The sequence below is a fragment of the Bacillus pretiosus genome (genome assembly GCF_051294775.1).
Classification (GTDB): domain Bacteria; phylum Bacillota; class Bacilli; order Bacillales; family Bacillaceae_G; genus Bacillus_A; species Bacillus_A wiedmannii.
The window spans coordinates 1-291 of sequence record NZ_JBPPHF010000389.1; the positions used below are offsets into that span (position 1 = coordinate 1).

Sequence of the window (291 nt, forward strand, 5' to 3'; positions counted from 1 at the left end):
GGTTTATATTGAAAACGATGTTCTACTTTTTGGAATGTAATCTCCAAAGTTCGTTCACCAAGCTTTCCATTGTAAGATGCGTATTTTGCAAGAGTATTTCATTTCTTTTTAATAATTCTGCTATTTTCACTGAAAATGGTACATCTAATCCAATTTCTTGGAGCATATGAGAGGACTTGAAGATTTGCTTTGGAGTCCCTTCCTCTAATTTTTCTCCCTTGTTTAAAATAATGACACGATCTGATTGTGCCGCTTCTTCTAAATCGTGCGTAATTGATAACACGTTAATAC

General features: G+C 34.0%; 1 pseudogene. It reads right to left on the reverse strand.

Annotated features, from left to right (window positions below):
• Nucleotides 1–22: 22 nt before the first annotated feature.
• Nucleotides 23–291 (reverse strand): annotated as a pseudogene (locus ACSG5Z_RS31400) (energy-coupling factor ABC transporter ATP-binding protein); the annotation flags it as partial.